This window comes from Macrococcus hajekii (assembly GCF_004359505.1).
Classification (GTDB): Bacteria; Bacillota; Bacilli; order Staphylococcales; family Staphylococcaceae; genus Macrococcus; species Macrococcus hajekii.
The window spans coordinates 252,792-276,336 of sequence record NZ_SCWE01000001.1 but is presented as its reverse complement, the minus strand read 5'-3'; the positions used below and the strand labels follow the sequence as shown (position 1 = coordinate 276,336).

Sequence of the window (23,545 nt, the reverse complement as noted above, 5' to 3'; positions counted from 1 at the left end):
ATGAATAATATTGCCTGTATGCAGAAGAATAAACATTTTTTTTTAAAAAAATGATTTTTTTAGAGATTTTTTATGCTTTTATAGCTAAAAAGCCTTATTTGACCGCTTTTAAGGACTTATCAAAAGCTTCTAAAGTTTTTACAATATCTTCTTTTGTATGCTGGGTAGAGAGGAACATTCCCTCGAATTGTGAAGGTGGAAGGAAGACACCGTTCTTTGCCATCTCTTTATACATGGCTCCAAATAATTTCAAATCAGATTTAGAAGCGATCTCAAAATTCGTAACTTCTTCAGCATTCAGGAAGAAACCAATCATGCTGCCGGCACGATTTATTGTGATCGGCACACCATGTTCTTCAAATACTTCTTTCAATCCTGCTTCCAGCTGATCGCCAAGCTGTGTAAAGTAGTCGTAATGCTCAGGCGTCAATTGGCTAAGCGTATAATATCCGCCTGTCATGGCAAGAGGATTACCGCTGAGCGTACCTGCCTGATAAATATCGCCAGCGGGTGCTACTCGTTCCATAATGTCCTTACGGCCGCCGAATGCACCGACTGGCAGTCCCCCACCGATCACTTTACCTAGACATGTTAAATCAGGTGTAACATTGAAATAACCTTGTGCACAGTTATAGCCGACACGGAAGCCCGTCATGACTTCATCAAAGATCAGCAGCGCATCATATTCCGTTGTGATGGCACGCAGCCCTTCAAGGAAACCTTCAGCAGGAGGTACAACACCCATGTTACCTGCAACAGGTTCAACAATAATAGCCGCAATATCATCACCAAATTTTTCGAATGCAGTTTTAACAGATTCTAAGTCATTATAGTGAACTGTAATTGTATTCTCTGCAGTGCCTTTCGGTACCCCTGGTGAATCCGGCAGACCTAAAGTCGCTACACCTGAACCCGCTTTAATCAGCAGACTGTCACTGTGACCGTGGTAACAACCGATGAATTTCAATATTTTATTTTTACCTGTGAAGCCTCGAGCTAGTCGTAAAGCAGCGAGTGTAGCTTCTGTACCACTTGAAACCATGCGGACCATCTCAATTGAAGGAACACGGTCAATCACCAGTTCTGCCATCTTTGTTTCCAGTTCAGTCGGTGCTCCGAAACTTGTCCCTTTAACAATTGCTTTATTCAGCTCTTCTGTCACTTTATCATCAGCATGTCCAAGAATTAAAGGACCCCAGCTTAGAACGTAGTCGATATATTCATTGCCATCAATATCGTAGATTTTAGAACCTTTACCTTTTTCCATAAAAATAGGATCCATATCAACACTTTTAAAGGCACGGACCGGGCTGTTGACTCCACCTGGCATCACCTTGACTGCTTCCTGAAATGCTTGTTCTGACCGATTCATGAGTAAGCTCCTTTATCTAAGTAGTTACAGATATCTTTTGCAAAATAAGTGATAATCATATCTGCGCCGGCACGTTTCATTGAAATCATCTGCTCCATGACCACACGTTCTTCGTCAATCCAGCCATTCAGAGCAGCCGCCTTAGTCATCGCATACTCTCCGCTGACATTATAGGCCACAACAGGCACATTAGAGTTGTTACGTACATCGCGGATGATATCAAGGTAGCTGAGCGCTGGTTTGACAATCATCATATCACAGCCTTCAGCAAGGTCACTTTCAAGTTCACGCATCGCTTCAAGACGATTGGCAGGATCCATCTGATAACCTTTTCGGTCACCTTGTCCTGGCGTACTCTCAGCAGCATCACGGAAAGGACCATAGAACGCTGATGCATATTTAATGCCATAACTCATAATCGGTATGTTATGGAATCCGGCTTCATCCAGGCCGCTGCGAATCGCCTGTACAAAACCGTCCATCATATTGCTGGGTGCAATGATATCTGCGCCCGCTTTTGCCTGAGAGACAGCCGTTTTAACAAGCAGAGGCAATGTCTCATCATTCAGTACGTGACCATGATCGTCGAGCAGACCACAGTGACCATGATCAGTATATTCACAGAGGCAAGTATCTGCTAATACTAGCATGTCAGGATATAATTCTTTGGATAGACGTGTTGCACGCTGGATAATCCCATCATCAATGAATGCCCCTGTTCCGCATTCATCCTTTTCGTTTGGAATCCCAAAAAACATAACAGCACGAATACCCGCTTCATAAGCTTCTTTCAGTTCCTCCTGCAGTTTGTTCAGACTCAACTGATAGATGCCTGGCATTGATGAAATCTCATTTTTAATGTCATCTTTTTCAATGACAAAAATCGGATAGATCAAGTCTTTCTTCGCGATGGATGTTTCTCTCACCAAATTACGCATAGCAGCTGAACTTCTTAAACGTCTGTGTCGATCAAAATTCATTATGTTCCCTCATTTCCAATATTTTTTTAATCATCTGTTCCTTCGTTGCCCCGTCTGGTGTCACACAAGTCTGTTGAACGCGTAACAATGCATCCCTTGTCACTGGCCCTACAGCGATGACAGGTATACGCACAGGATTATAGTGTGAATAATAGGCTTTGACAGCTGACGGGCTCATAAAGGTCAGTACATCTACTTTTTCCTCTTCTATCATAGCATTTATAAGGTCTGCTGCCGACCGAGAAGCAATCGGTCTATAAAGGTCTATCCGATCCACTTCTCCTTGTGCAGCGAGATGGTCATACATAAGCGATCGCGCTTTCTGACTGACCGGCAGACAGCAGCGGCTGCCCTTAAATCGTCCAGCCGCTTCAGCAATAAACTTCTCCTGATTGAATTCAGTCGGCATATAGTCGATTATAATACCATAGTCATTTAATACTTCAGCCGTCTTACTGCCGATTGCTGCCACTTTATCATATGTGATAGTGGGATACACTTTAAAGAAGAGTTTAACAGCATTTTTGCTCGTAAAAATAAGCCAGTCATAGTGACGATGCAGATAGTCACTTTTAACGGGGAGCATCTCAATACCAATCAAGGGTATATGGACAATCTCAACTTCGTCTGTCTGTGTCTTCTCACTATCTGTCATCACTACAACCGGCTTCATTTCATCGACTTCCTTCTGTGTTAAGCGTTTCTATAATCTCCTGTGCACCGTTCTCCTGCATTTCACGCGCAGCCTCCGCACCGATTGTTTCTGGCTCAGTGCCTCTGATTTCACTGGCATAGCGCTGTCTGCCGTCAGGTGACATAATGAGGCCGCGGAAGTATATTTCACCTTTATCAATCACGGCATGTCCCGCAATAGGGACTTGGCAGCTACCATCCATACGTTTCAGAAACTCACGTTCCACAGCTGTACAACGAGCCACATCTTCATTGTGGACTGCTTGCAGAATATCAAGCACCTCTTTATTATCTGCACGACATTCAATGCCGAGTGCACCTTGACCGATAGCAGGTAGCATATCCGTATCATCCAGATACTCAGTAACTGTATCATCACTCCAGCCCATTCTCTTCAAACCGGCTGCAGCGAGAATAATCGCATCATAGGCTTCGTTATCTAACTTTTTAAGACGCGTATCGATATTACCGCGTATCCATTCTATATTCAGATGTGGATAACGGTTCAGTAGTTGCGCACCTCGTCTTAATGAACTTGTACCAACTACACTGCCCTCAGGTAAATCCTTCAGTTTAACGTGATTATTCGAAATGAAAGCATCGCGCGGATCTTCGCGGTCAGGGATACAGCCAAGAATCAGCCCTTCAGGCAGAACACTTGGAACATCTTTAAGAGAATGAATAGCGATATCGATCTCTTTATTCAGTAGTGCCTGTTCAATCTCTTTAACGAACAGACCTTTTCCGCCTACTTTTGAAAGCTGAACATCAACAATCTGGTCACCTTTTGTTACGATTTCCTTGAATTCAATCTCAAGATCTGGAAACTTCGCCTGCAAAGAATCAGTAAACTGTTTGCTTTGTGTAAGTGCAAGCTGACTTCTTCTAGTCCCGACAATAATCTTCGTCATAATAATCCTCCTAATTGATCAGCTGATGGAACTCTGAGTATCTGCTGATGATTAAATAATTAATCATGCAGAGCAGGAAAAAGATGATATTGATTTCCATCAACGTATTCATTTTTCTTGTTTGTTGAGCATATAAAAAGAGATAGATTCCGTAAATCAATAGAATCAGTGCAGAGCCAATCACCTTACTATCCCACCAGATGGAAGGTCCGATTAGAATTAGGCCCCACTGGACACCTAACACCAGTGAAATGAACAATAATACAAAACCGGTCATCGTAAAATGACTGACGGAGCGGCTGATTGAAGCAAGATCACTCATACGGAAAAATTTCTGGGTGAACTTCTTCTTTTTTAGATTACGCATCTGATATAAGTAGAGCATTGCCTGTATAGCAGCAATTAAAAAGGCCACATAAGCTGTGATTGCGAGCGTCACATGGACCATCAGGAGCTCATTCATCATATGTGATACTGTCGTGTGCGACTGGTATTCAACCGGCTGAAATGTATGAATCGCCATAAAGATAAAACCAATTAAATTCATCATAAAAGCCAGAAATTCCATTCTAGCGATCTGAGACATAACAATCGAAGTGATGATGATCAGCCACGTAAAGAAATAAAAACCTTCTGTTACCGTCTGAACAGGAAATCTGCCTGCTGTAAAATAAAACTGTGCGATCATCGCCGTCTGAAGAATGAGTACGACAATCAGAATCATAAATCCTATTTTCTTAATGCGATTGTTCTTATCGATAAAGTCTAAGAAATAACAGGCAATACTTAACATATAAATGAAAAGTATTGCCTCGTTAATGCGGACTGTCAGTAATTCAGACATCTACTCACCCATTTCTTGGTTCAAGCTGTCCTTGCATCGGTCTGTCGTCCGTTAATTTCAATGTCTCCACTTCATTAGAAATATTGAAAATATCCTGGAAGAACTGAAGTTCTTCAGCTCTGTTCGGACTACCACTCAGTTCTTTCGCCTGGTGAATCGGATCTTTCAGCATTTGATTGATAATACTCTTCATATGCTTAGAGATGACTTTTCGGTCACGCTCAGATAAATCCGGTATTTTACGGTCGATACTTTCCATTGTTGTCTCCTGGATGCGCAGCGCTTTTTCGCGCAGTGCTGTAATGACAGGGACTACGCCCAGCATATTGACCCAGTCAAGAAACTGAACAATCGCCTGTTCAATCATCAGCGTGATTTTATCTGCCGCTTTCTCACGCTCAGCTAGGTTCGCATCAACCAGACCTTTTAAATCATCGACATCATAATTAAAGACAAAGTCAATATCTCCTGCTGCTGGATCTACATCACGCGGCACTGCGATATCTATCAGTACAAGCGGATGTGCAGGACGCATATTCATCACCTGCTCCATCATCTCTTTTGTGATGATATAATCTCGGGCACTTGTAGATGAAATAACGATATCATGATCAACGAGTGCGCACTGTAGTTCTTCCATCAGAACATGTCGCCCACCGAAACGATCTGCGAGCGTCTGCGCTTTTTCAGCGGTACGGTTCATCACCGTGATATCCTCAGCACCACTACCTGCCAAGTTTTCAAGCGCAAGTTCCGCCATTTCGCCTGCACCGATAATCAGAATACGTTTATCTTGCAATGAACCGAGTATTTTCTTCGATAGTTCTACTGCTGCATAAGAGACAGACACTGCCTTTGATGAAATATCCGTCTCTGAATGTGCACGTTTTGCCAGTGTAATAGCTTCTTTAAATAATTTATTGAATATAGTACCTGTCGTGCCCTCGCTCTGTGCATGCATGAAACTATCCCGGATCTGTCCGAGAATCTGCGTTTCACCTAAGACGATGGAGTCAAGCCCTGAAGTCACTTTGTATAAGTGTCGAACTGCTTCATCATCTACTTTGACAGTCGTCACACCTTTTACTGTTTCGAGTGGTACATCAAACCAGTCTGCAAGGAAGGACTTGACGTAATAACGGCCTGTATGGACCTGATCAACGACCGCATAAATTTCAGTACGGTTACAGGTCGACACAATGACACCCTCCAGTACTGACTTCTGATTGATCAGTGCTGAGAGTGCCTTCTCATTATTTGTTTCTGAAAAAGTCAGCTGTTCTCTTAAGCTGACATCTGCTGTTCTGTGATTGACACTCACTACAACAATATGCATATTTGTCGCCCCCAAAAATATAGCCATTACTCCTATTATAACATTAAACGAACCGGCTGTAATAAAATGTGTTTACAAATATGAGGCAATTGCATTCCATATTAACGGGTTTTTTTCTTTAGATAAAGAGGAGTAGCTGATCAATGTATCATCACTATCTATATCAAGTGTCTGACGAATCACTTTAAGATGTTTCTGGATTTTACCTTTAGGAATCTTATCTTCCTTTGTTGCGACAATAATCGTCGGAATATCATAATGTTTCAGGAAATCATACATCAGGATATCATCCTGCGTCGGTTCGTGGCGAATATCAACAAGCTGGATGACCACTGCCAGATTTTCACGTGTTGTAATATACGTCTCAATCATTTTACCCCAGCGTGCACGTTCTGTTTTTGAAACTTTAGCATACCCGTAACCTGGTACATCGACGAAGACAAGCTGCTCATCGATGTTAAAAAAGTTAAGTGTCTGTGTCTTACCAGGTTTAGATGAAATTCTGGCCATGCTCTTACGTTTAATCATGGTGTTGATGAATGATGATTTACCGACATTTGAGCGGCCGGCAAGTGCCACTTCCTTCAGACCAGTATCGGGATACTGCTCCGGTTTAACTGCGCTGATAATAATTTCTACATTATTGGGATTAATATTCATAGTGCTCCTCCTTTAAAAAAGCCTCATAGGACTAAACCTATGAGGCTCATACATTAAGCTGTTTTAATGCGTTTGCTGTTCTCATCGTAAAGTTCCGGCTGATGAGATTCACGTATCGTCTCTTCTGTGATCACTACTTTTTTGACTTTATCTTCAGATGGGATATCAAACATAATATCCATCATGCTCTCTTCAATGATTGAGCGCAGACCACGGGCACCTGTCTTACGTTCGATGGCAAGTTCACTGATTGCAGTAAGTGCCTCGTCTGTAAACTCAAGTTCTACACCGTCTAGCTCAAGCATTTTCTTGAACTGTTTGACAAGCGCATTCTTCGGCTTTGTCAGAATATTTTTCAGCGCATCTATATCCAACTGCTCAAGATTCGCTACTACTGGGATACGACCAATAAACTCTGGAATTAAACCATAAGCCTGTAAATCTTCTGGTTTGATTTGTGATAATAAAGTGGCCTCATTAAAGTCACGTTCTTTTGAGCCTGTGAAGCCAATCACTTTCTCACCTAAGCGACGCTTGATGACTTCATCGATGCCGTCAAACGCACCACCGAGAATAAAAAGAATATTCGTTGTATCAATCTGAATAAATTCCTGATTAGGGTGCTTACGTCCACCTTGAGGCGGTACTGACGCTACTGTTCCTTCAAGAATTTTAAGGAGAGCCTGCTGGACACCTTCACCTGATACATCTCGTGTGATAGATGTATTCTCTGATTTACGGGCAATCTTATCGATCTCATCAACATAAATAATACCTTTTTCGGCACGTTCTATATCGAAGTCAGCTGCCTGAATCAGACGGAGAAGTATGTTTTCAACATCTTCACCCACATAACCCGCTTCTGTAAGACTCGTTGCATCTGCGATAGCAAATGGCACATTGAGTGAGCGTGCAAGTGTCTGTGCAAGTAATGTTTTACCACTACCTGTCGGACCGATTAATGCGATATTACTTTTCTGCAGCTCTACAGCATCTTCGTCAGTTGCTGCCGGCTGAACAATACGTTTATAGTGATTGTAAACCGCTACAGCAAGCGCTTTTTTCGCTTTCGTCTGTCCGATGACATACTCATCCAGACGATCGAGCATTTCTTTAGGTTTTGGAACTTCAGTCAGTTCCTCAGTATCTGTCGTGCGCAGCTCTTCTTCAACGATTTCTGAGCACAGCTCGATACATTCATTACATATATAAACGCCGCTTCCTGCAACCAGCTTCTTTACTTGGTCCTGATCTTTACCACAGAAAGAACATTTTAAATTGCTTTCATCTTCGTCAAATTTAAACATAATTACACCCCTGTCTTATGAAAAATATACTAAAGTCATTCGTTTAATGCAAATGATTAAACTGAAAGAGAATCTGCAGTCTGCTGCAGATTCTCTTCTCAATTATCTATTAATCAGAAGCCTATTTCGTTTTTGATTCTGAAACTAATACATCGATTGCTTTTTGGATGCGAAGGTCATCTTTCAGGACTTCAGCGTTACCTAAAGCGGCACGGATATCATCTACTGATAAACCGAACTGTTCACTCATCTTAGTCAGCTCAGCGTCTACATCTGCATCTGAAACTTCAATGTTTTCAGCTTTTGCGATAGCAGCAAGTGTTAAGTTTGTTTTAACACGTTTTTCTGCATCTGCTGACATGCTTTCTTTTAATTGTTCTTCAGTCTGACCTGAGAACTGGTAGTAAAGATCTAAGTTAAGTCCTTGTTGCGCGATACGTTGTTCGAATTCCTGCATCATGCGACCCAGTTCTGTGTCAACCATTGCCTGAGGAATGTCGATTTCAGCGTTATCAGTCGCTAAGTTGATCAGTGATTCTTTAGTCACGTTCTCAGCTTGAACTTTTTTCTGTTCTGCTAAATCTTTACGGAATTTTTCTTTATAAGCATCTGCTGATTCAACTGAGTTATCAAGTTCTTTAGCTAACTCATCGTCAAGTTCAGGTACTTCTTTTGTTTTAATTTCGTTGATTTTCACTTTGAATACTGCTTCTTTACCTGCTAATTCTTCAGCGTGGTATTCTTCAGGGAATGTGACTTTAACGTCTTTCTCTTCACCTGTTTTAGTACCTACTAACTGCTCTTCAAAACCAGGAATGAATTGACCTGAACCAATTTCAAGGTCGTATCCTTCAGCTTTTCCGCCTTCAAACTGCTCGTCATTTACATAGCCATCGAAGTCTAAGTTAACAACGTCGCCTTCAGCTACTTCACCGTCTTCTTTAACTGAAAGTTCAGCTTTACGAGAAAGTTCAGCATCTAATGCACCTTGGAATTCGTCATCAGATAATTCTGATTCCTGTGCTTCTACTTCAAGACCTTTGTAGTCTCCAAGTTTAACTTCAGGTTCAACTGTTACTTTAGCTGTGAAGATAAGCTCTTTACCTTTTTCCATTTGTTCGATATCGATTTCAGGGCGATCAACAGGATTGATGCCTGCTTCTTCTACAGCGTTTGCATATGCATCCGGTAAGATGAAGTCAAGTGCATCCTGATATAATGATTCTGCGCCGAAACGTTGTTCGAATAACGGACGAGGCATTTTCCCTTTACGGAAACCAGGTACATTTACTTGTTTAACTACTTTTTTAAATGCTTTATCAAGTCCTGCATTTACTTCTTCAGTTGGAACTGTAACCGTGAGTACGCCTACGTTCCCTTCTTGTTTTTCCCATTTTGCTGTCATGTGTCATAACCTCCAGATTTTTTTCAACTCATTTATTATAGCATAATCTTACCCTTGTTCAACAATACCGAACCTTAAAGTTCATATTTCACTGAGCGGTGAATCATGCCGAGGACGTGCTGCTGTGTTTCGTTCTTTTCAATCGGATATATCTCTTCCATGCTGAACATCGATAAAGCGGCATAAATATAGCATTCAGCAACGTTCTGAGCAGGTATTTCCTCTATACCGATATGAAAGCTGAGCGGATAAATGATCATGGCCTGATGCTTCAGCCAACTTGTCACAGCGGCAGTGACGTCAGGCATATTATTATCGAACCAGTCGATAACGATAGGCATAACGTCATGTAATAAAGGCTGTTCATCAATGGCAGCCACTTCACCGATATTGAAACTGATGGATTGTTCAAGTTTATGCAGTGTAACAATTTCGTGCTGACCGGTTAACTGAATATATTGTATGAGCAACGTCTGAACGACTGGATGAAGAGGTGATTTCAGCAATTCAGCAAAAGTAGATGCATAGATAAGGTTGTGCTCATTCATCAGTTGCAGTATGAACTGCTGCTGTCTGTCAGCCGGCCAGTCAAGGAAACGCTCAATCTCAGAAGATGCATTTTTCTCTCGTTCATTTTTACGGTGCCGTGATTGATCATAAAGCGGTAGCAGCTTCATTTTCAGCCGATGATTGATGTCTTCGTTTCGCAGAGCATCTATCAGCTCAATGACTGTCTGATATTGAGTCAGTTCATAGAGACTGAGTAAAAAGTAATAGACCGTTTCTTCATAGTTAGGATGACCTTGATTCAGCATGATACTCGCTTCTTCGCGCAGTTCCAGATAAGATTCGAGTTTGTGCAGAACATCGAGTTTAACCAGCTGCTGTCTTTCTGACAGCTCAGCATGGCGTTCAAGCTCAAGAAGCGTCTCGTAAGCACTCTCATAATCCTGTTCAGTCACAAAGTGCTCAAGCTGCCGGCTAAGGCCTGCTGCTAGGCCTGGAAACGGGATGATATCAGACATTAATGTCCAGACATGTAAATCGACTCTATAATGAGACGACTCCATGTTTCATATGCTGGTATATCCATCAGACGATTTTTATCAATCCACTCTATGGATAATGTATCGGTTTCAACTGCGCGTATACTCTCTCGCTCTACTTTGATTCTGAAAACGAGACCGATATGTACACGGCCTACTTCGTCACCATCATCATTAATAAAGCCGATTAGCTCAAGGTCACTGTCCGGTATATCCGTTAAACCGACTTCTTCTGCAAGTTCACGACGTGCATTTTCAATCAGTGTGCGTTCGATATCATCATGGTCTGACTGATTCATATGACCGCCTACACCAATAGAGCTCAAACCATGAAGACGTTCTTCACCGCCGCCTGTCAGACGCTTATAGACGAGCACTTCATCTTCTTCATTTTCAAGGATACAATATGAAATCAGCTGTTTATAGGCAGGTGCTTCTTCCATATCACCTCGACGCTTCACTTCATATCTTGAAAGTGTTTCAAATATCTCAAGTGCGCGCTGATCTTCTATTGTAATGAAGCCATTAAAGGCATTTTTCTCATGGCTGAAGATTGTTTCCCGGTCAACCACAATAATTTCTTCATCATATTTGTTCATTATTCTGCCCCTTATCTATAGGTAGTTAATTAAAGTTTAAACGAAATAGTGTCATCAGACAAATAAAAAAGGAAATGTGAATGTTCACATTTCCTTTTGTTAGCGTCCTGGGAGGGATTCGAACCCCCGACCGACGGCTTAGAAGGCCGTTGCTCTATCCAGCTGAGCTACCAGGACTCAATTTCAAGACAAGATTAATTATAATCAAGTTTGAACTGGAAAGTCAACAACCTTTTCTAATGTTATTGCAGCATTTTTACACGTTAAGGCGCTCTTTAGCAAAAATTCGGTGATTTTGATCATAAAACAATAGTTCTTTATCCGATAATACAGCATAGGTTTCCCGTTCTTCACTTCTCGATTGTGCAATACTTCCTGGATTGATGCATAGAACGCCGTCTATTTCCTCTACTCTGCGAATATGAGTGTGTCCGTATAAAGCAATGACGCAGCCTGCCGCACGTGCCGCTGCTGACAGTGATTCCCGGCTGGTATTAACTGAATAGAGATGACCATGTGTCATAAAAGCATTCAGTTCGCCTTCAATCACTCGCTCATTATCAAAACCATTGTAATCACAGTTCCCTTTAACTGTTATATAGTCTTTCAGTTCCAGATTCTCCGGACTGAATTCAGAATCACCTAAATGAATAAAATAGTCTGCATCTTCATGAATCACCTTAATATCAGTCAATATATGCTCCATCCCATGATTATCGCTTACAATCACCCATTTCATGCTCTTCACTCCTTGCTCAAATATTCTTTCAGTTGATCTATCGCCTTTCTGCGATGACTGATTTCAGCTTTCTCGTCGGCTGTTAGTTCTGCCATCATCAGCTGGCGCTCAGGTAGATAGAAAACCGGATCATAACCAAACCCATTTTCTCCTCTGCGTTCTTCTGCAATGACACCTTCAGCTTCCCCGCGGAACGTTTTCGTTTCCTGACCCGGCTCGCTGAGAGCAATGACGCAGACAAAGCGAGCTGAGCGGTTCTGTTGTCCGGCCATATTTTTAAGCAGTAAATCAATGTTCGCAGCATCATCTTTATTCTCACCAGCATAGCGTGCCGAATAAATACCGGGTGCCCCGTCCAGTGCGTCAACTGCCAGTCCTGAATCATCAGCAATAACTGCCTTACCCAGCAGATGACTGGCTGCCTCAGCTTTCAATGCTGCATTGTCTTCAAAAGTATCACCTGTCTCCTCCACATCAAAATCAGGCAGCAGACTTGTGATACCGATGACATTGTAATCCGGGAAGATATGTTTGAAATCATTAATCTTTCCTTTATTTCCTGTTGCGATAACAATATCTTTCATAATAATTCCTCCTGTAAATTTATCGTTTGGACGACCAGCTCTGGATCCTCCAGCCATTCCCGTGCAACACGGGTAAATTTCTCGGCATCTCCATTGACATAGAACTGGTGATTTTTATGCTGCGTATAAGGGGCATGCTCCTGGCTGAATGTCAGTAACGCACTCACTTCACGTGCTGTCTCAAGTCCAGATGAAATAACTGTTTTCTGGTGATTGAAGTAATCCTCAATATAGTTTTTAAGCAGTGGATAGTGCGTACATCCTAAAATCACAGTATCAGCTGACTCCTTACGCCATGCCTTTAAAGTCTGATGAATAATGATATTAGTGACAACCGGATCCTTGTATCGTATCTGCTCGACAAGAGGTACAAAATGAGGACAGGCAACGCTTTTAACATCGACTTCCGGGTTGATAGCCTGAATCGTTTTCCGGTAAGCATCTGATTTCACTGTACCTTCAGTCCCTAAGACAAGCACATGTTGATTTCTTGTCGTCATCAGTGCTGTGCGGGCACCGGGTTCAATAACGCCAATCACCGGGATTGACAGCATCTCCTGCAGTGGTTTCAAAGCAACAGCTGTTGCAGTGTTACAGGCAATGACCAGCATTTTAATCTCTTTCTTCATTAAAAACTGTGCCATTTCAATCGTAAACTGTCTGACTTCCGCTCCGCTTCTAGGTCCGTACGGGCAGCGCGCTACATCACCTAAATAACTGATGGTCTCATTAGGTAACTGACGCATAATTTCCTTGGCGACGGTCAGACCGCCCATGCCTGAATCAATCACACCAATACTTTTCATACCGTCCCCTCCATTTTATTGAAGAGTTTAGTCACTACTTCAGCCATCAGTTTCTTCTCGTCCTCAGGTATATCAGCCATCAGTTCATCAAGATACGCCTGACGCATAGAAATAACTTCATTTATAATATCGATGCTCTTCTGCTCGGGGTAGAGATTAACTTTACGCTTATCTGAACTATCTTTTTCACGGCGCACACATCCCTTTTTGATCAGCTGATCCACCATCTCTGATGCAGTAGAGACAGCAATACCCATATTGGCAGCCAGCTGACCGACTGTCAGCGGCTGTTCATAAATCCACTGCACAGCAATGAACTGAGTGTTTGACAGCTGGTAAGTCTGGAGCTGTCTTCTTCCGTATGTCTTGAGACAATCTGCGATTCTACGCAACTGATATTCAAGTGGAATAATAAATTCTTTATTCATTCTGACTTCCTCACTTCCTATTCATTATTATCATATCAAAAAAAGAGACAGGCGAGAATTCTCACCTGTCTCAAGTATTAATTGACCTGATAATCTGAGCCAAAGAATGATTTAAATAACTGGAAGTTCGTCTGACGGTTCATTGCTGCAATACTTGTTGTAAGCGGAATACCTTTTGGACATGCTTTAACACAGTTCTGTGAGTTCCCACATTCTGCAAGACCACCGTCACCCATCAGTGCATGAAGACGTTCATCTTTATTCATCTTTCCTGTCGGATGAAGATTGAACAGGCGGACTTGGGAAATCGGCTGTGCACCCATGAAGTTTGAATTCTTATTGACGTTCGGACAAACTTCAAGACAGACACCGCAAGTCATACATTTTGATAATTCATAAGCGGTCTGACGCTGTTTCTCAGGCATACGTGGACCTGGTCCAAGGTCGTATGTACCATCAATAGGTACCCATGCTTTAACACGTTTCAAGTTGTCGAACATTTTAGAACGGTCGACTTGTAAATCACGCATCACAGGGAATGTAGCCATCGGTTCAAGTTTAATCGGCTGCTCCAGAGTATCGATGATTGCTGAACATGATTGTCGCGCTTTGCCATTGATGACCATTGAGCAGGCACCACATACTTCTTCAAGACAGTTCATGTCCCAAGTGACAGGTGTTGTCTTTTCACCTTTAGCGTTGACTGGATTACGCTGAATCTCCATCAGGGCTGCGATAACATTCATATTCGGACGGTAAGGGATGATGAATGTCTCATCATACGGTGCAGACTCAGGATTGACCTGACGTCTGATGACCAGTTCGATTGTCTTTTCTGCCATTAATGTTTACCCCCTTTTGCTGATTTAGAGTAGTCACGTACACGCGGTGGAATCAGGCTGACATCAACATCTGCATAATTGAAAATCGGTGGATTCATTGCCCCATCGAATGTCGCCATTGTTGTTTTCAGCCATTCTTCGTCATTACGTTTCGGGAATTCAGGTTTATAGTGCGCACCACGTGATTCATTACGGTTGTAAGCACCAATCGTCATCACACGAGCCAGGACAAGCATATTCCATAACTGACGTGTAAAGAACACTGCCTGGTTGCTCCATGTCGCTGTATCTTCCATATCAATATCCTGATAACGTTGCATCAGTTCGACGATTTTCTTATCCGTCTCAATCAACTTGTCATTATGACGTACTACCGTTACATTCGCTGTCATAATTTCTCCAAGTTCCTTATGCAGTTTGTAGGCATTTTCACTGCCACGCATATTGATCAGTGCCTCGAAACGACGCTGCTCTTCTTCCACTTTACGTGTAAAGATTTCTTCAGCTACATCTTCGTGAGATGTTTCCAGTTCCTTGATATATTTGATGGCATTCGGTCCAGCAACCATTCCCCCGTAAATAGCAGACAACAGGGAATTGGCACCGAGTCGGTTACCGCCGTGCTGTGAATAATCACATTCACCTGCAGCGAAGAGACCCGGAATAGTCGTCATCTGATCATAGTCTACCCAGATGCCGCCCATTGAATAGTGAACAGCCGGAAATATTTTCATCGGTACTTTACGTGGATCATCACCTGTGAACTTCTCATAGATTTCGATGATGCCGCCAAGTTTAACATCCAGTTCATGCGGATCTTTGTGACTTAAGTCAAGATAGACCATGTTCTCACCATTAATACCCAGCTTCTGGTTCACACAGACATCAAAGATTTCACGCGTCGCGATATCACGAGGTACAAGGTTACCGTAATCCGGATATTTCTCCTCTAGGAAATACCACGGCTTACCGTCTTTATAAGTCCAGACACGGCCACCTTCACCACGAGCAGATTCACTCATCAGACGTAACTTGTCATCACCAGGAATAGCAGTCGGGTGAATCTGAATAAATTCACCATTTGCATAAGTCGCGCCTTGCTGGTATACGATTGAAGCGGCTGAACCCGTATTGATCATTGAGTTTGTTGATTTACCGAAGATGATCCCCGGACCGCCTGTCGCCATAATAACCGCATCCGCTGCAAAAGAACGAATCTCAGATGAAACTAAATTCTGAGCCACAATACCGCGGCAAACACCTTCATCATCTTTAACGATGCCCAGGAACTCCCAGCCTTCGTATTTTGTCACTAAGCCGTCTACTTCGTGACGACGGACTTGTTCATCAAGTGCGTATAATAACTGCTGACCTGTTGTTGCTCCTGCAAATGCAGTACGGTGATGTAATGTCCCACCGAAACGACGGAAATCAAGTAAGCCTTCCGGTGTACGGTTGAACATGACACCCATACGGTCAAGCAGATGGATAATACTTGGTGCTGCCTCAGTCATCGCTTTAACAGGTGGTTGATTGGCAAGGAAATCCCCGCCATACACTGTATCATCGAAGTGAATCCACGGTGAATCCCCTTCCCCTTTCGTATTGACAGCTCCATTAATCCCACCTTGCGCGCACACAGAATGTGAACGTTTAACGGGTACTAAAGAAAATAATTCTACGCTTGTGTGGTGCTCAGCTGCTTTAATGGTTGCCATAAGGCCGGCTAAACCGCCGCCGACCACAATAACCTTACTGTTTGCCATATATGCCACTCCCCTAAATTAAATAAATGCGAATAATGCCATTAAACCTAAACCAGAAATCAGAACAAAGATGATCATTGAAACGTAGCTCATGATACGCTGAGACTTTTCATTTTGTGTGATACCCCACGTCACAGCAAATGACCATAAACCATTCGCGAAGTGGAAGACTGTGCTCAAAATACCTAATACATAGAAGATGATAAATAATGGATTAGACAGTATTTGGTGCATCATGTCATAGTTAACATGAGCGCCAGTCAGTGCAACTTGCACACGCGTCTGCCAGACATGGACCGCAACAAATAGGAAAGTGAAGACACCTGTTACGCGTTGCAACAGGAACATCCAGTTACGGAACGTTGAATAATGTCCGATATTATTTTTGGCTGTAAATGCAATATAAATACCGTAAATCGCATGGAACAGAATCGGGATATAGATAATAACCGTTTCAAGCACTAATTTCAGTGGCAGTCCACCCATGAAATCTGAGGCCTTATTGAAACTTTCCTCCCCGTAAATTGCAAAATGATTGATGAATAAATGCTGAACTAAAAAGACACCAATCGGTAAGACACCAAGTAAAGAATGAAGCCTGCGTAATGCAAATGATTGTTCTGAATTCGCCAAGCGAAGTCCCCCTTAATATTTTCTTGTAAATCATCACAAACTATTGTACGCCTAAACATCAGGCAAATCAAGAAACCGATTACATTTAGTCCATTAAGATTGTGAAAAAAGTTATAGGGCTATTGTAACATTATTAATTTGTCATATGTTCATGAGAATAATTCTCATTAAATGTTAAAAAACAGCCCGGTCAGGACTGTTTTTCTTCAGGACTATTCAATGTTTCAAGTATCAGATCGGCTGTTCCTTTCGGGATACCGAGTGCCGTCAATTCTTCTTTTCGTGCTTCCTTGATCCGTTTAGTTGAACCAAAATGTCTGATCAGCTGCTGTTTACGCTTCGGACCAATGCCAGGAATCGTATCCAGCTGTGACTGAAGGCCCGTTTTCTGTCTCGTCTGACGATGGAAAGTGATCGCAAAGCGATGGACCTCATCCTGGATTCGCTGCAGCAGATAGAATGCCTGTCCTTTTTTATCGAGCGGGATGATATCTGCATCATCTCCGTATAACAGCTCTGCCGTCTGGTGCTTGGCATTTTTCTTCAGGCCGGCAACCGGGATATCCAGTCCCAGCTCATTCTGCAGCACACTGGTCACAATATTCATATGTCCCTTGCCCCCGTCAATGATGATCAGATCTGGCAGTGGCAGCTCTTCTCTCAAGACACGAGTATAACGTCTTCTCACTACTTCAGCCATTGATTTATAGTCATCAGGTCCTACGACTGTTTTGATTTTATATTTGCGATAATCTTTTTTGCTCGGTTTACCGTCAATGAAGGAAATCATAGCAGAAACCGGATCTACCCCTTGTATATTGGAGTTATCAAAGGCATCAATACGAATGGGCGTCGGAATACCCATCGCCGTCCCCAGTTCTTCGATGGCGTGAATCGTTCGTGATTCATCACGCTTAATAATCTCAAATTTATTGGAGAGCGCAATATCCGCATTCTTCTTCGCAAGTTCGACCATTTCCTTCTTCTTTCCTCTGAGCGGCTGAACAACCTTTGTATCGACCACTGACTTGATCACTTCAACATCCAGACCTGCCTGCACATGAACTTCTCCAGGCAGAAGGTGCTGGTCCAGCTGATAAAACTGACCGATGAACGTATAGAATGCATCTTTCGGGTCTTCCATCAGCGGAACCATGGATACATTACGTTCAATCAGGTTACCTTGTCTGATAAAGAAAACTTGTACGCACATCCAGCCTTTGTCGACGCTATAACCGAAAATATCTCGCACCGTCATATCTGCCGTCATCATCTTCTGTTTGAACATCAGCGACTCCACATGACTGATCAGGTCACGATATTCCTTCGCCTGTTCAAAGTTCAGTGCCTCACTCGCTGCTGACATCTTCGCCTTCAGGTCTTCGACAATCGTTGTATCTTCTCCGCTCAGGAACTGACTGACCGTCTGAATCATCTCCTGATATTCTCGTTCCTCGACATCATAGACACACGGACCTAGACATTGCCCGATATGGTAATACAGGCAGAGTCTATCAGGCATCTTATTGCATTTTCTGAACGGAATGATGCGATCCAGCAGTTTCTTCGTTTCCTGAGCCGCATAGGCATTAGGATAAGGACCAAAATATTTACCGGTATTCTTCTTGACCTGGCGCGTGACAAAGAGCCTCGGATGCTTCTCTTTTGTAATTTTAATATACGGGTAACTCTTATCATCTTTCAGCATAATGTTGTAACGCGGATAATGTTTTTTAATCAGCGTCAGCTCGAGCAGCAGCGATTCAATTTCTGTACTGGTTACGATAAATTCAAAATCCCTTATTTCACCGACCAGTCGAGTCGTCTTCTCATCATGCGCCCCTGTAAAGTATGAACGTACCCGATTTCTTAAATTTTTAGCTTTACCGACATAAATAATTTCATTCTGTCTGTCTTTCATCAGATAGCAGCCAGGTTCCATCGGTAAAACAGCCAGTTTATGTTTAATATTTAATTGATAATCTTCCATTTAATCACCACTATTCCAAAAAAAAAGAGCCGAGGCTCTTTTTTCAAGTTCAATTTAGAAATGTTTTTCAAGAACTGATTGTAATTGTTCTTTTGGTTGGAAACCAACTACTTTATCCACTGCTTGACCATCTTTAAAGACGATTAAAGTCGGGATACTCATTACTTCGAATTTAGCAGCTGTCGCCTGGTTGTCGTCCACGTTTACTTTTACGATGTCCGCTTTACCATCAACGTCTCCAGCTAAGTCTTCTAATACAGGGGCGATCATTTTACAAGGTCCACACCAAGGTGCCCAGAAATCCACTAAAGTAACGCCTTCTTTAATATTTTCTTCAAAATTTGCATCAGTTGCTGTAATTAATGCCATGTTGATTTCCTCCTTAAATACTATTTTTCAAAATTATATCATGGCCGCACGACTTCGTCATTTTGTTTGCTCACTAGAAGAACAGGAGATAACCTATCCCAGCAAGCAGCATAATAATCGAGAAGACAATGAGTACTGCAGCCAGCTTGTACATATCAAAATTCCACATAATGTCCTCCTATTTCAGTTCAACGACTGTGACACCGAAGCCGCCTTCAGATGGCATTCCACCTCTGTAAGAAGCGACACCTTTGGCACGCTTCAGATAACTTTGTACACCTTTTTGCAGTGCACCTGTCCCTTTACCATGGATAATAGTCACTTGATTATAGTTGCTAAGAATCGCCTGGTCAAGATAGTTTTCGAGACGCTGCAATGCATCCTCGTAACGTTCTCCTCGTAAATCCAGTTCCATTTTAATAGTCTGGCGATTGGCACGTGGCACTACACGAATCTGTTTTTCTTTTTCAGGTTTCTCTTTTTTAAAGTCTGTGAGCGGTAATTTCATCTTGATGATACCCATCTGCACGACTGCTTCGTCTTTATCAACTGACAAGATAACCCCTTTTTGCCCATACGACAGCACTTTGACATTATCTCCTGCTTCGATTTTCTCAGCTTCCTGCTGCTTCGCCTGTTTTTTAAGAGTGCCTTCATTATAGAGGTCCTTGAACTTACCTTTCTGGTCAATCAGTTCATTTTCTTTAATGGTCTGATGTTCACTGCGCAGATTTTTCAGATCCTTGATAATAGCATCTGCATCTTTCTCTGCTTTTGCGACAATATCGTTGGCATTGGCTTTCGCATTTTCAATCAGCGTCGACTTCATCTGCTGATAAGATTCAAACTGCTCTGCCAGTTCCTGATGCAGCTCAGCCGCTTCTTTCTTAAGACGCGCCATTTCTACACGGTCATTTTCAGCCTGTCTCGTATTCTTCTCCAGTGCTGAGATCATATCATTGATTTCAATATTATCCATATGAATCAGCTGGCGGGCATTCTTAATGATGGAGAGATCGAGTCCAAGCTTCTTGGATATTTCGAATGCATTACTTTTACCGGGTACACCCATCAGCAGCTTATATGTCGGACTGAGTGTCTGAACATCAAACTCTACACTGGCATTCATAACACCTTCACGATTATAACTGTACGCCTTCAGTTCAGGGTAATGAGTGGTGGCCATGGTCATCACATTAGCCTCCAGACAGCGGTCGAGAATACTCATCGCAAGTGCCGCTCCTTCAGAAGGATCAGTTCCTGCTCCCAGTTCATCAAATAGAACCAGGCTCTGTTCATCCATTGATTTCAGAATAGAGACAATATTCGTCATATGACTTGAGAACGTTGATAATGACTGTTCAATGGATTGCTCATCACCGATATCACAGAATACCTCTTTAAAGATGCTGAGCCTTGAACCTACACCTGCCGGAATCATCATACCGGACTGGTTCATCGCAATAAGTAAGCCCACTGTTTTAAGTGTGACCGTCTTCCCCCCTGTATTAGGTCCTGTAATAATGACGGCATCGATATCATCACCGAATATAATGGAGTTTTTGACGACCGTCTCTTTATCCAGAAGAGGATGCCATGCTAACGGCAGTTCAATCGTGCGTTCATCTGCTATCTCTGCAATGACACCATTAATAGAATGTCCATATTTCGCTTTAGCGAGCTGAAAGTCCAGCTCTCCCATCACTGTTGTGACCCAGTCAATATCATGCTGAACTTCGGCAACATGTGCGGATAGTTCGTAGAGAATACGACTGACTTCCTCATTTTCACGGGCACTGATTGTATTCAGCTGACCACTCAGCTCTACTATGCTGTTCGGCTCAATATAGAAAGTCTGTCCTGATGCAGAGGTATCGTGCACAATACCAGGAAAATCCTGCTTATATTCACTGCGCACCGGAATAACCTGCCGGTCATTACGTATCGTCACAATAGCATCGGACAGTTTTTTCTGATTGGCACTCGAACGGACAATACTATCCAGTTTATCCTTTATGCGGCGATTGATGGTCTTCTTCTGCTGACGAATATCATATAGTGCAGAGGAGGCATTATCGTAGAGTGTCGTCTCATCACATTTCTCGTCGATTTCATCACTGATATGAGAGAGTACAGGTAATGACAGAAAGCGTGACCGCAGAAGCGGCAAACTGACATCTCCATCTTCCGTCATATTAAGCACATAAGTTTTATAGCGGTTTGTCACGCGAATATTATTTTTAATGCGGTTGAGCTCAGGCACACTCAGCATTGACCCGATGCTCGCACGTTTCGTCAGAGGTTTTACTTCAGATAGCGTACTCATCCCCGGTTCACTCGCCTGCATGTGGATGACACGTGCCTCGTCCAGTTTAGCGAGTTCTGCTTGAATCCACTCAATATCCGACTTCGGTTCAAGTGCACGAATCAATGCAGCACTGACTGGATTTTGACTGTATTCACTGACCTGATCCCTTATTTGTGTGTATTCCAGTATATTTAATGCTTTGTTATTCATTCAATTCTTCCCTTTCTTAAGCCAGTCGCGGAAATCCTGGCGACTCAGGCTGTTCAGCACCTGTTCACGCTTCACGTGACCTTTGATTGCGGTGCCGACGCCGTACTTCATAAATTCAAGATGCTGAATATGATGGGCATCTGTATTAATTGCAAGTTTAATAGCTGGATGCTGCCTCAGGACTTCAGCATTCAGGTCCAGCCGCATGGGATTAGCATTGATTTCCAGCACAGTGCCCGTTTCTGCTGCAACTTGAATCAGTTGGTCCATATTAACCGCATACCCTGAGCGGCGTCCGATTAACCGTCCTGTCGGATGCGCGATCTGTCGGACATAAGGATTATGACATGCATTGACCAGCCTTTGCATCGTCACTTCCTCCGACTGAGTGAATGACTGGTGAATCGCTGCAATCACATAGTCCAGCTCCTTCAGTACATCATCCTCATAATCAAGCGTGCCATCAGGTAGTATATCCATTTCAACACCGCTGTATATATCAATTTCACTGTAAGCTGCATTTAATGATTTAATTTTATCGCTCTGTTCCAGTAAACGCTCTACTGACAGTCCATTTGCGACACGCAGACTTCTGGAGTGATCCGTAATGACCATATAGTCATAGCCTTTTTGAATGCAGGCTTCGATCATCTCCTCGAGCTCATAGGCACCATCACTCGCTGTCGTGTGCATATGCAGATCACCACGAATATCTGACAGCGTGACGATTTGAGACTGTTCCACCTCAAATGCAGTCACATCATCGCGCATCGCAGGCGGAATAAAAGGCAGACCATAGTGCTGGTAGATTTCTTCCTCTGTTGCATACTGCTTAAGTGTTCCGTCGGCTAATGTGATGCCATATTCATTAACCTTTTCATCTCGTGCCTTCGCCAGCTGACGCATCTTAACATTGTGTTCCTTGCTGCCAGTGAAATGGTTAAGCATCTGCGCGAAACCTTTATCATCTGTAAAACGGAAGTCGACGCCCGTCTCCAAGTCCTCAATTTTAATGTAGACAGAGACTTTTTCCGTGCCGCTCACTTCAACATGCTCTATGAAATCGAACCCTTCAATTTCACGTGCTGCAGCGGCCGCATCGTCTGTCATCACGATATAATCCAGGTCTTTACTGACTTCCTTCATACGACGGTGACTGCCAGCCACTGCGAAGGACTTCACATGCTGACATGCTTCCAGTGCCTGATTGATAAAACCTGTCAGACGGACTGCTTCATTAATCGTAATATTGTCTTTCTTTGTTTCAAGGTCCGTAATGCCTTGCAGAATGGTTTCTTCACTCTTCTTACCAAAGCCCGCAAGCGTACTTACCTGATGAGTTTCACATGCTGCTTTTAGTTCATCAATCGTTGTGATATTCAGTTCTTTATGCAGTTTAACGATTTTCTTGGCACCGAGATTCCGGATTTTCAGCATCTGGATATGACCTTCAGGCACCGCTTCTTTTAATTCATCCAGCAGGCTGGATGAACCTGTTGCTCTGAATTCATCAAGAACTTCTGATACGCCTTTACCGATACCAGGTAAAACCGTGAAATCTGTCAGTTCCTCAATCGGCACTTGAGATTGTTCAAGTGCAGCCGCCGCTTTACGATACGCAGAAACCTTAAATGTGTTCTCTCCTTTTAACTCCAGATAAAGTCCGATTGTTTCAAGTAACTTGATATAATCTTTTTTTGTCATGTCCTGACCTCCA

Annotated in this window: 22 protein-coding genes and 1 tRNA gene; all 23 read right to left on the bottom strand. The window is 42.8% G+C overall.

Annotated elements, in window-relative coordinates:
• Nucleotides 1-94: 94 nt before the first annotated feature.
• The gene (gene hemL / locus ERX37_RS01505; protein WP_133428879.1) at nucleotides 95-1,372 is read right to left on the bottom strand and encodes a glutamate-1-semialdehyde 2,1-aminomutase; all 1,278 of its coding nucleotides are present in this window, start codon (nucleotides 1,370-1,372) and stop codon (nucleotides 95-97) included.
• Nucleotides 1,369-2,352, bottom strand: coding sequence for a porphobilinogen synthase (gene hemB, locus ERX37_RS01500; protein WP_133428878.1), 984 nt, complete (start codon nucleotides 2,350-2,352; stop codon nucleotides 1,369-1,371). Before hemB ends, hemL begins: the two co-directional genes overlap by 4 nt.
• A complete protein-coding gene (locus tag ERX37_RS01495; protein WP_133428877.1) occupies nucleotides 2,342-3,025 on the bottom strand; it encodes a uroporphyrinogen-III synthase in 684 nt (227 codons plus the stop codon). The genes hemB and ERX37_RS01495 overlap by 11 nt, the downstream gene beginning before the upstream one ends.
• 1 nt (nucleotide 3,026) lies before the next feature.
• A complete protein-coding gene (gene hemC, locus ERX37_RS01490) occupies nucleotides 3,027-3,956 on the bottom strand; it encodes a hydroxymethylbilane synthase (RefSeq protein ID WP_133428876.1) in 930 nt (309 codons plus the stop codon).
• 10 nt (nucleotides 3,957-3,966) lie between these two features.
• Nucleotides 3,967-4,800 (bottom strand): cytochrome c biogenesis protein CcsA, encoded by an 834-nt coding sequence (gene ccsA, locus ERX37_RS01485; RefSeq protein WP_133428875.1) that lies wholly within the window; start codon nucleotides 4,798-4,800, stop codon nucleotides 3,967-3,969.
• 4 nt (nucleotides 4,801-4,804) lie between these two features.
• Nucleotides 4,805-6,136, bottom strand: a complete 1,332-nt coding sequence (gene hemA, locus ERX37_RS01480) for a glutamyl-tRNA reductase (RefSeq protein ID WP_133429647.1) — start codon at nucleotides 6,134-6,136, stop codon at nucleotides 4,805-4,807.
• Between the two features lie 72 nt (nucleotides 6,137-6,208).
• Nucleotides 6,209-6,796, bottom strand: coding sequence for a ribosome biogenesis GTP-binding protein YihA/YsxC (yihA, locus tag ERX37_RS01475; RefSeq protein ID WP_133428874.1), 588 nt, complete (start codon nucleotides 6,794-6,796; stop codon nucleotides 6,209-6,211).
• A 53-nt stretch (nucleotides 6,797-6,849) separates the two neighbouring features.
• The gene (gene clpX / locus ERX37_RS01470) at nucleotides 6,850-8,103 is read right to left on the bottom strand and encodes an ATP-dependent Clp protease ATP-binding subunit ClpX (protein ID WP_133428873.1); all 1,254 of its coding nucleotides are present in this window, start codon (nucleotides 8,101-8,103) and stop codon (nucleotides 6,850-6,852) included.
• Nucleotides 8,104-8,224: 121 nt separating this feature from the next.
• Entirely contained in the window at nucleotides 8,225-9,508 is a 1,284-nt protein-coding gene (gene tig, locus ERX37_RS01465; protein ID WP_133428872.1) for a trigger factor, read from the bottom strand.
• 74 nt (nucleotides 9,509-9,582) lie between these two features.
• Complete coding sequence (locus ERX37_RS01460) at nucleotides 9,583-10,533, bottom strand: hypothetical protein (protein ID WP_133428871.1); 951 nt, start codon at nucleotides 10,531-10,533, stop codon at nucleotides 9,583-9,585.
• The gene (locus ERX37_RS01455) at nucleotides 10,533-11,153 is read right to left on the bottom strand and encodes an NUDIX domain-containing protein (RefSeq protein WP_133428870.1); all 621 of its coding nucleotides are present in this window, start codon (nucleotides 11,151-11,153) and stop codon (nucleotides 10,533-10,535) included. Before ERX37_RS01455 ends, ERX37_RS01460 begins: the two co-directional genes overlap by 1 nt.
• Nucleotides 11,154-11,256: 103 nt before the next feature.
• A tRNA-Arg gene (locus ERX37_RS01450) sits at nucleotides 11,257-11,330 on the bottom strand.
• Nucleotides 11,331-11,409: 79 nt separating this feature from the next.
• Entirely contained in the window at nucleotides 11,410-11,892 is a 483-nt protein-coding gene (locus tag ERX37_RS01445; RefSeq protein ID WP_133428869.1) for a YfcE family phosphodiesterase, read from the bottom strand.
• A 5-nt stretch (nucleotides 11,893-11,897) separates the two neighbouring features.
• Nucleotides 11,898-12,476 carry an XTP/dITP diphosphatase gene (locus ERX37_RS01440; RefSeq protein WP_133428868.1) on the bottom strand — a complete coding sequence of 193 codons (579 nt, stop codon included), beginning with the start codon at nucleotides 12,474-12,476 and terminating at the stop codon, nucleotides 11,898-11,900.
• The gene (gene racE / locus ERX37_RS01435; protein ID WP_133428867.1) at nucleotides 12,473-13,282 is read right to left on the bottom strand and encodes a glutamate racemase; all 810 of its coding nucleotides are present in this window, start codon (nucleotides 13,280-13,282) and stop codon (nucleotides 12,473-12,475) included. Before racE ends, ERX37_RS01440 begins: the two co-directional genes overlap by 4 nt.
• Nucleotides 13,279-13,710: a MarR family winged helix-turn-helix transcriptional regulator gene (locus ERX37_RS01430; protein WP_133428866.1), complete on the bottom strand. Its 432-nt coding sequence runs from the start codon at nucleotides 13,708-13,710 to the stop codon at nucleotides 13,279-13,281. Before ERX37_RS01430 ends, racE begins: the two co-directional genes overlap by 4 nt.
• Nucleotides 13,711-13,787: 77 nt before the next feature.
• On the bottom strand, nucleotides 13,788-14,552 hold the full coding sequence (gene sdhB, locus ERX37_RS01425; protein ID WP_133428865.1) for a succinate dehydrogenase iron-sulfur subunit: 765 nt from the start codon (nucleotides 14,550-14,552) through the stop codon (nucleotides 13,788-13,790).
• Nucleotides 14,552-16,318: a succinate dehydrogenase flavoprotein subunit gene (sdhA, locus tag ERX37_RS01420; protein ID WP_133428864.1), complete on the bottom strand. Its 1,767-nt coding sequence runs from the start codon at nucleotides 16,316-16,318 to the stop codon at nucleotides 14,552-14,554. The genes sdhB and sdhA overlap by 1 nt, the downstream gene beginning before the upstream one ends.
• An 18-nt stretch (nucleotides 16,319-16,336) precedes the next feature.
• Complete coding sequence (locus ERX37_RS01415) at nucleotides 16,337-16,951, bottom strand: succinate dehydrogenase cytochrome b558 subunit (RefSeq protein WP_133428863.1); 615 nt, start codon at nucleotides 16,949-16,951, stop codon at nucleotides 16,337-16,339.
• Nucleotides 16,952-17,141: 190 nt separating this feature from the next.
• Nucleotides 17,142-18,941, bottom strand: a complete 1,800-nt coding sequence (gene uvrC / locus ERX37_RS01410; RefSeq protein WP_133428862.1) for an excinuclease ABC subunit UvrC — start codon at nucleotides 18,939-18,941, stop codon at nucleotides 17,142-17,144.
• A gap of 54 nt (nucleotides 18,942-18,995) precedes the next feature.
• Nucleotides 18,996-19,310, bottom strand: a complete 315-nt coding sequence (trxA, locus tag ERX37_RS01405) for a thioredoxin (RefSeq protein ID WP_133428861.1) — start codon at nucleotides 19,308-19,310, stop codon at nucleotides 18,996-18,998.
• A 178-nt stretch (nucleotides 19,311-19,488) separates the two neighbouring features.
• Nucleotides 19,489-21,828, bottom strand: coding sequence for an endonuclease MutS2 (locus ERX37_RS01400; RefSeq protein ID WP_133428860.1), 2,340 nt, complete (start codon nucleotides 21,826-21,828; stop codon nucleotides 19,489-19,491).
• Nucleotides 21,829-23,532: a DNA polymerase/3'-5' exonuclease PolX gene (polX, locus tag ERX37_RS01395; RefSeq protein WP_133428859.1), complete on the bottom strand. Its 1,704-nt coding sequence runs from the start codon at nucleotides 23,530-23,532 to the stop codon at nucleotides 21,829-21,831.
• Between the last annotated feature and the right edge of the window lie 13 nt (nucleotides 23,533-23,545).

What these genes read in the sequence shown, in the direction of transcription:
- hemL (WP_133428879.1), bottom strand. Translation starts at nt 1,372, where the DNA reads ATGAATCGGTCAGAACAAGCATTTCAGGAAGCAGTCAAGGTGATGCCA.
- hemB (WP_133428878.1), bottom strand. Translation starts at nt 2,352, where the DNA reads ATGAATTTTGATCGACACAGACGTTTAAGAAGTTCAGCTGCTATGCGT.
- ERX37_RS01495 (WP_133428877.1), bottom strand. Translation starts at nt 3,025, where the DNA reads ATGAAGCCGGTTGTAGTGATGACAGATAGTGAGAAGACACAGACAGAC.
- hemC (WP_133428876.1), bottom strand. Translation starts at nt 3,956, where the DNA reads ATGACGAAGATTATTGTCGGGACTAGAAGAAGTCAGCTTGCACTTACA.
- ccsA (WP_133428875.1), bottom strand. Translation starts at nt 4,800, where the DNA reads ATGTCTGAATTACTGACAGTCCGCATTAACGAGGCAATACTTTTCATT.
- hemA (WP_133429647.1), bottom strand. Translation starts at nt 6,136, where the DNA reads ATGCATATTGTTGTAGTGAGTGTCAATCACAGAACAGCAGATGTCAGC.
- yihA (WP_133428874.1), bottom strand. Translation starts at nt 6,796, where the DNA reads ATGAATATTAATCCCAATAATGTAGAAATTATTATCAGCGCAGTTAAA.
- clpX (WP_133428873.1), bottom strand. Translation starts at nt 8,103, where the DNA reads ATGTTTAAATTTGACGAAGATGAAAGCAATTTAAAATGTTCTTTCTGT.
- tig (WP_133428872.1), bottom strand. Translation starts at nt 9,508, where the DNA reads ATGACAGCAAAATGGGAAAAACAAGAAGGGAACGTAGGCGTACTCACG.
- ERX37_RS01460 (WP_133428871.1), bottom strand. Translation starts at nt 10,533, where the DNA reads ATGTCTGATATCATCCCGTTTCCAGGCCTAGCAGCAGGCCTTAGCCGG.
- ERX37_RS01455 (WP_133428870.1), bottom strand. Translation starts at nt 11,153, where the DNA reads ATGAACAAATATGATGAAGAAATTATTGTGGTTGACCGGGAAACAATC.
- ERX37_RS01445 (WP_133428869.1), bottom strand. Translation starts at nt 11,892, where the DNA reads ATGAAATGGGTGATTGTAAGCGATAATCATGGGATGGAGCATATATTG.
- ERX37_RS01440 (WP_133428868.1), bottom strand. Translation starts at nt 12,476, where the DNA reads ATGAAAGATATTGTTATCGCAACAGGAAATAAAGGAAAGATTAATGAT.
- racE (WP_133428867.1), bottom strand. Translation starts at nt 13,282, where the DNA reads ATGAAAAGTATTGGTGTGATTGATTCAGGCATGGGCGGTCTGACCGTC.
- ERX37_RS01430 (WP_133428866.1), bottom strand. Translation starts at nt 13,710, where the DNA reads ATGAATAAAGAATTTATTATTCCACTTGAATATCAGTTGCGTAGAATC.
- sdhB (WP_133428865.1), bottom strand. Translation starts at nt 14,552, where the DNA reads ATGGCAGAAAAGACAATCGAACTGGTCATCAGACGTCAGGTCAATCCT.
- sdhA (WP_133428864.1), bottom strand. Translation starts at nt 16,318, where the DNA reads ATGGCAAACAGTAAGGTTATTGTGGTCGGCGGCGGTTTAGCCGGCCTT.
- uvrC (WP_133428862.1), bottom strand. Translation starts at nt 18,941, where the DNA reads ATGGAAGATTATCAATTAAATATTAAACATAAACTGGCTGTTTTACCG.
- trxA (WP_133428861.1), bottom strand. Translation starts at nt 19,310, where the DNA reads ATGGCATTAATTACAGCAACTGATGCAAATTTTGAAGAAAATATTAAA.
- ERX37_RS01400 (WP_133428860.1), bottom strand. Translation starts at nt 21,828, where the DNA reads ATGAATAACAAAGCATTAAATATACTGGAATACACACAAATAAGGGAT.
- polX (WP_133428859.1), bottom strand. Translation starts at nt 23,532, where the DNA reads ATGACAAAAAAAGATTATATCAAGTTACTTGAAACAATCGGACTTTAT.